Here is a 6,372-nt window from a genome sequence, read left to right on the forward strand (position 1 = left end):
AGCGATATCTCGCTCAGCGTAAAGCCGGTCTCGGAAGAAAACAGATCGATGTAGCGGTCGATATCTCCCGCCTGATGCTCCCGGGGGAGATGCGCCGGAAGACACCAGGTGTACTCTCCGCATACCGCCCGGACGATATCCTCCAGCTGCTCCAAATGCCGCGGATTCTCCGGCTCCAGCAAGACAAGAAACACATACGTGTTCAGCCGTCTTCTCCGTTCGAAGAAGACCTCCTCATACGGAAGTCTCGAACCCGTCCGTGCGAACATGGACAACAGCTCAGCCGTCAGCTCCGGTATCGCCTGCCCGTCCAGTCTCTGCCCCTCCGCACGGATTTCTGCGATCTCCTGCGCTAAGTGTGCGGACGCTGCTGCCTGTTTCCACCAATCATCTGTATCTCCATTCGGATAATACAGGCCTATGGATACCGGCTTCATCTCCAGCACCGTTTCAAAAAGCTCCTGCTTATTCATGCCTTCTTCCTCCTGTCACGGTTCCCAAAATCCCCCTCCGCCGCTCCTTCCCTTTTTCTGTGTTTTAAAGTTCAAACAGCTTACTTGCCCAAGGCAGAATCCCGCATCACATTCTCACCGGCAGCAATTCTTTGCGAGGTCCATTTCATGTCCTCCCCCGCCCAGAAGGGGTCGGAAGGACGCAGGCCAAGCGGCAGAAATACGGAAGCGCACAGGTAGAGGCTGCCCGTATTGATATAGCTCTCGGCAAGCTCCGGCTGGTAGCCGTATACCCCCGGGCGCAGCCATCCGTCCCCATCGAAGTTGCCGGGAAACTCCATAATCCGGGCGATCACTGCGGTCAGGGCGCAGCGCACCTGCTGCGGCGGAAGCGCTTGCTCCAGGAAATGCTGAAGTGCCGCCTGCGACAGCAGCTGAAACGCTCCAAATCGGTAGACAATGGAGCGGCCGGTGAACGGATACGTTCCATCCGGGGCGATCATCCGCTCCAGGACGGTTGCGTATCTCCGCGCCCGCTCCACGATAACCGGCTTCCATTCAGCGTATTGCCCCGATTCATGTTCAAAGAGGGATACCACATCGACCAGCATCGGCTGAATGACAAAGCTGTTGTAATAATCCCAGTGAAACTCCTTGCCGTCCCCGTATACGCCATCCCCCTTATACCAGTCCATGAACATATGGAGGGCATACCCGACGCGCATCCGGTCATATTCGGGATCCCCGAGGATGTATAGCGCGGCTTCAACCATGGCGCTGAACAGCAGCCAGTTGCTGCCGCTCGGTGCGGTCCGGCGCGTCTGCTTAAGAGCCGCGGTTACATTGACTCTGACCCGCTCATTCAGCCGCCCGGCAAGCTGCTTCGGTGCGCGCACCAGTGCGTGGGCCAGAAAGGCCGCGTCGACCAGCGGCTGGCCTTCGGTCCGGAAATCCATGTAATCCGGTGAAGCCGGATCAGTAGCCGCATCGATAGCTTCCAGCATCAGCCCGGCATAGCGGGCTCTAAGCTGCTCCTCTTCCCCCTCCAGCCCTTCCAGCTCCAGCCAGGGGGCCATTCCGCAGGCCAGTCTGGCGAAGGCTTCGAGCTGGGCAAAGCTGCTCCGGTCATTGTGAAACTCCGTAGGTAATGATTCCTTTAATTTTCTCCGGCTAAGTGCATCCAGTACCGGATGTCCAATCCGCAACATCGTATCCAGCCAGTATTTACGCTGTCCCGTATCATTCATCTATCGTTTCGCTCCTCTATTTGCGCAATCTTCTTCTATAGTTTACTGTTGTGTTAATGCAATGTCTTTGCGATTAATGCTGATTTATTGCGTTTCTTGCGATGAATCTGAAGGGCGGCTATCCGTATGAAACATGCTGAGTATTATCAGGTGTTCGATGGCGATATTCTGGCGGGAATCGGCAATTCGCCGGTCTCCCCTACCCGGGATTTCCATATCCATGACCATTACGAAATCTTCCTGTTCCTGGGCGGCAAGGTGAACGGATTCGTGGATCAATACAGCTATCCCCTGCAGCGGGGCGATGTGCTCCTATTCAACAATCACGAGATTCATAAAATTATCAATTTGTCTGCCGAGCCCTATGAACGGTTAACGATTCATTTTAAAGCGCCGCTCGTGTATCCCTTCTGTACCGCAAGCACGAATCTGCTGTCCTGCTTCCAGAACCGCCAGCCCGGAGAGCATAATCTCGCACATATGGATGAACCGAAGCTTGCAGAGTATATGTCCTTGTCCTTACGTCTGACCGAACTGCTGGAACACCCGAAATACGGCAGCGAGGTGCTGGCCCTGACTTATCTGATTCAGCTCCTGGTACTCGTGGGTGAGCTGTACAGCCATAACCGTTCTGCCATTCCGAGCCTTATATCATCACACATCCAGTCCGCCATGAGCTATATCGACAACCATCTGCAGATGAACCTGTCCCTGGAGCAGATTGCCGCGGAACTGGGTGTCGATAAATATTATCTCAGCCATATGTTCAAGCAGCAGACAGGCGGCACGATCTACCGTTACGTCCTGCTCAAAAAGATCGCATTAGCCAAGCAGCTCTTAACCGCCGGAACCTCCGTGTCCGATACGTGCTACCAGACCGGCTTCAATGATTATGCCAATTTCATCCGCACCTTCAAGAACATCACGGGCGTCCCGCCCGGTAAATACGGTAAGCAAACAGCGAAGAAAGACGGAATATAACCGCCCCTGATAGAAAAACCCGGCAGCCTGCTCACATCGCAGTCTGCCAGGTTCAATACAGCCGGCCAATATCCTCCTAGCCTTTAATCCCCGAAGCCGCAACCCCCTGCACAAAATACTTCTGCAGCGCCAGGAACACAATGACTACCGGAATAATCGAAACTACACTGGCGGCCATAATCAGCCCGTATTCGGCTGAATATTGTGAAATGAACATGCGCAGCCCGATCTGGATCGTCTTTAAATCGGTTTTGGTCAAATAAATCATCGGCCCGAGGAAGTCATTCCAGGTAGAGACGAAGGTGAAGATCGTCAGGGTGGACAAGGCCGGCTTAGACAGCGGCAGCATGATTCTCGCCCAGATCCCGTATTCACTTAAGCCGTCGATCCGTGCTGCCTCACATAATTCATCCGGCACCCCTTGATAGAACTGGCGCATCAGGAACACCCCGAAGGCCGAGAAGGCCTGGAGCAGAATAATCGCCAGATGAGTGTTGTTGAGTCCCAAAGAACGCATCATGATAAACTGCGGCACCATATAGGCCTGCCAAGGGATCGCAATAGTGGCAATATAGCCGAGGAACAGCACGTTTTTTCCTTTAAAATGCAGCTTGGAGAACGCATAGGCCGCAAAGCTCGACGTCAGCAGCTGCAGGATCGTCACGATTACAGATAATTTTGCCGTGTTGTAAATGAAGCGTCCGAGCGGAATCTTGGTCCAGATATCCACGAAATTCTCCCAGCGCGGATTCGCCGGAATCCACTGCATCGGGAAGGAGAAGACGTCTTTATTCAGCTTCAGTGAAGAGGACAGCATCCAGAGATATGGAACAAGCATACAGAATACTGTCGCAGCCAGCAGAGCATATACAAGCACCATTGTGCCCATTCTGATTGTTTTATTCGAACCTACCATATCGTTCATATCCTCCTATTGTCCGTACTTCTTCTCGCCGCGGAACTGGACGATGGTAATCCCAAGTACCAGCAGAAACAATACAATGGCCATGGCGCTGGCATATCCGTAATCGAGCGAACGGAACGCCGTATTATAGATTTGATAAACCATCACTCTTGTAGAGTCGTTCAGCTGATTGTCGGCACCGGCAAACAGGTTGATAAAGATATGGTAGACCTTGAACGAATTGATCACCAGAATCATCAGTACAAAAAACGTTGTAGGTGCCAGCTGCGGAACCGTCACATTGCGGAATCTTCTCCAGGCACCTGCGCCATCCAGCTCAGCCGCTTCATACAGTTCAGGGTTGATGCCCTGAAGGCCTGCCAGATAGATCACCATGTAATACCCCATGTTCTTCCATACAGTAAACAGGATAACGGTGAACATCGCCCATTGCTTATCCGCCGCCCAGCGGGGAAGATCCTCAATCGGAACGCCGGAAATCAGGTGCAGGATATTGTTGACGGGCCCCATGGTAGGACTGAAGATAAAGTTCCATACCGCCGCCACCGCTACCAGCGAAGCGACATAGGGGAAGAAGAACACCGTCCGCATGAAATTACGGGCAATAATCTTCTGATTAAGCAGAATGGCCAGCGCGAGCGCAACCGCCATCGTAAAAGGAACCACGCCAATCGTGTAGACAATCGTATTCCACAGCGCTTTATGGAAGGTCTTATCCTTCAGCAGGCGGGCAAAGTTATCGAACCCGATGAACTCCATCGGATTGGCCCCGTCCCATTTCACAAACGCCAGAAAAAGAGCAAAGAACATCGGCACCAGTGTAAAAATCGCAAAGCCGATAAAGTTCGGCGCAATAAAGCTGTAAGCTACCAGGTGATCCCGGACGCCTTTGGACAGCAAGCTTTTAGGAGCTTTTTCAGGCCGCAATACGGTTTCATTCTGCATTCGTTCTCCTCCAAACCTTCCTTCTATGAAAAGGGCGGGTCTCCGCCCGCCCCCTGAGAATTACTTTATCCTTCCGCTTAATTGTTCAAGAGCTCCTGCACACGGGTATTCATATCCTTAATTCCTTCGTCAATCGTCGCGTTTTTGGTCATGATGTTGTCGTGTGCTTCGTTCACGATCACTTCAATATCGGCACTTTTTTCATGCATCGGCATTTCCAGATAGGTCTGCACGGTTGTCAGGGCCGCCTTGCTGTTCTCATCTGCAGGGAAACCGTCAATGGATGTAATAGAACTGATAACCGCATCATTCTTGATCGCCGGGATTGTACCGGTGGAGGCAATCACAGACGCCCCTGTTTCGCCAGTCACGAATTTCATGAAATCAAGCGCAGCTTCCTTGTGTTCGGACTTCTGGTTCACGGCGAGAGAAGTAATCGTGCCCAGCGTTGTTCCCGCTTCTACACCTTCCGGATGCGGGTATTTCACGATGCCCCAGTTTGCTGCCTGGGATTCGCCGCTCTTCACCTTCTCAATCTGAGTGGCGATAAACCAGCTGCCCATGTTCATCATGGCAACGGAATTGTTGTAGAAGACGCCGGAATAATGGGTGCTGGACGTCTTCAAGGTGGCGTAATCCATCACGATGCCGTCTTCCTGCTCTTTCAGGATCCGCTCATAGGTCGGCTTCAGGAAGTCATAGTTTCCATCGACCACCGTATTCTTGCCGTCCAAAATGCCGAACAGCTGAACCGCACTGCGCCACGTATGATAATGGGCTCCATACACCTTTTCCGCCCCGCTGCCGGAGGTCATTTTTCTCGCAAGCTCATCATATTGGTCGAATGTCATATCGTTGGTCGGATACTCTACTCCCGCTTTGTCGAACAAATCCTTGTTGTAGTAGACAATCCAGAAATCGCTGCGGAACGGAAGCGCATACACTTCGTCGTTCACTTCAATCTGTTCAACCGTACCCCCGTACAGCGAAGGGTCAATACTGTTAGCACTCATGAATCCCTTTAGCGGCTCCAGGTGATTCTGCTTCACCAGATTGGAGTATCCGGGGATATCCTTAATGGTAAGAATATCGAGATCCGCGCCGCCTGACAGCTGTGTGCTCAGCATGGTCATATAGTCAGTAGAACCAAGATCGACGTATTCGATCGTGACATTCGGATGCTCTTTTTGATAGGCTTCGATCAGCGGCTTGTAGTATGCGGTGGCTTCCCAGTCCCACAGCGCCCATTTCAAAGTAACAGGATCCTGGCCCGGCTCGGCGGAAGCGCTTGCATTACTTCCAGTAGAAGGAGCCGTTGTGGCAGCAGCATTATTAGCATCATTGTTGTTGCCGGAGCACCCGGCCAGTACGCTCAACGAGAGCATTGTAGCGAAGGTCATGCCGTATAATTTTTTGTGATTCATTTAAATATCCCCTTTTCTGCTTGTTTTGTTGACTATGAATCATCTTCTGTTGCTAAGTCAAATTCTAGCGGGTTCCCGTCCAGAATGGCATGCATTTTCAACCGCAGATCATTCACTTTTATGTTCTTTTTCGTCTTGCTCCGCGTTAAACCTGAAATTTTCTATCTAAAACCTGTAAAATCCTCCGTTCCTGCCTCCCCCCCTATTTTGCGTTAAAGGAATATGCTATGGTGTTTATGTAACCGCTTCATTATATTTCTTGTCCGGCCAAAGGAGAGAATCATCACGAGAAGAAGATCTACAATAAAAAGCCGCATTATTCTGATTATGACCATTTTTGCGCTGCTGATCGCCGCACTCCTGTCATTTTTCAGCTATGAGCTAATTTCCTATTATCA

The 6,372-nt window shown here is 51.6% G+C and carries 5 protein-coding genes and 1 pseudogene; 1 reads left to right on the plus strand and 5 read right to left on the minus strand.

Annotated elements, in window-relative coordinates:
* Nucleotides 1-473 (minus strand): annotated as a pseudogene (locus AQR02_RS34555) (hypothetical protein); the annotation flags it as partial.
* A gap of 80 nt (nucleotides 474-553) precedes the next feature.
* Nucleotides 554-1,699 (minus strand): DUF2264 domain-containing protein, encoded by a 1,146-nt coding sequence (locus AQR02_RS17970; protein WP_054941650.1) that lies wholly within the window; start codon nucleotides 1,697-1,699, stop codon nucleotides 554-556.
* Between the two features lie 126 nt (nucleotides 1,700-1,825).
* Here AQR02_RS17970 and AQR02_RS17975 point away from each other — a divergent pair, with 126 nt between their 5' ends.
* Complete coding sequence (locus tag AQR02_RS17975; RefSeq protein ID WP_054941651.1) at nucleotides 1,826-2,680, plus strand: helix-turn-helix domain-containing protein; 855 nt, start codon at nucleotides 1,826-1,828, stop codon at nucleotides 2,678-2,680.
* A 76-nt stretch (nucleotides 2,681-2,756) separates the two neighbouring features.
* Here the strand turns inward: AQR02_RS17975 and AQR02_RS17980 are convergent, their stop codons facing one another.
* From AQR02_RS17980 to AQR02_RS17990, 3 genes are all read right to left on the minus strand, one after another.
* Nucleotides 2,757-3,605 (minus strand): carbohydrate ABC transporter permease, encoded by an 849-nt coding sequence (locus AQR02_RS17980; RefSeq protein ID WP_245237534.1) that lies wholly within the window; start codon nucleotides 3,603-3,605, stop codon nucleotides 2,757-2,759.
* Between the two features lie 6 nt (nucleotides 3,606-3,611).
* Nucleotides 3,612-4,550, minus strand: coding sequence for a carbohydrate ABC transporter permease (locus tag AQR02_RS17985; RefSeq protein WP_054941652.1), 939 nt, complete (start codon nucleotides 4,548-4,550; stop codon nucleotides 3,612-3,614).
* A 77-nt stretch (nucleotides 4,551-4,627) separates the two neighbouring features.
* The gene (locus AQR02_RS17990; RefSeq protein WP_054941653.1) at nucleotides 4,628-5,974 is read right to left on the minus strand and encodes an ABC transporter substrate-binding protein; all 1,347 of its coding nucleotides are present in this window, start codon (nucleotides 5,972-5,974) and stop codon (nucleotides 4,628-4,630) included.
* Nucleotides 5,975-6,372: the final 398 nt, after the last annotated feature.

The organism is Paenibacillus ihuae (assembly GCF_001368795.1).
Lineage (GTDB): Bacteria > Bacillota > Bacilli > Paenibacillales > Paenibacillaceae > Paenibacillus_AQ > Paenibacillus_AQ ihuae.

Bases quoted from the DNA above. Each gene is read 5' to 3' on its own strand.
- AQR02_RS17970 (WP_054941650.1), bottom strand. From the start codon at position 1,699: ATGAATGATACGGGACAGCGTAAATACTGGCTGGATACGATGTTGCGG.
- AQR02_RS17975 (WP_054941651.1), top strand. From the start codon at position 1,826: ATGAAACATGCTGAGTATTATCAGGTGTTCGATGGCGATATTCTGGCG.
- AQR02_RS17980 (WP_245237534.1), bottom strand. From the start codon at position 3,605: ATGAACGATATGGTAGGTTCGAATAAAACAATCAGAATGGGCACAATG.
- AQR02_RS17985 (WP_054941652.1), bottom strand. From the start codon at position 4,550: ATGCAGAATGAAACCGTATTGCGGCCTGAAAAAGCTCCTAAAAGCTTG.
- AQR02_RS17990 (WP_054941653.1), bottom strand. From the start codon at position 5,974: ATGAATCACAAAAAATTATACGGCATGACCTTCGCTACAATGCTCTCG.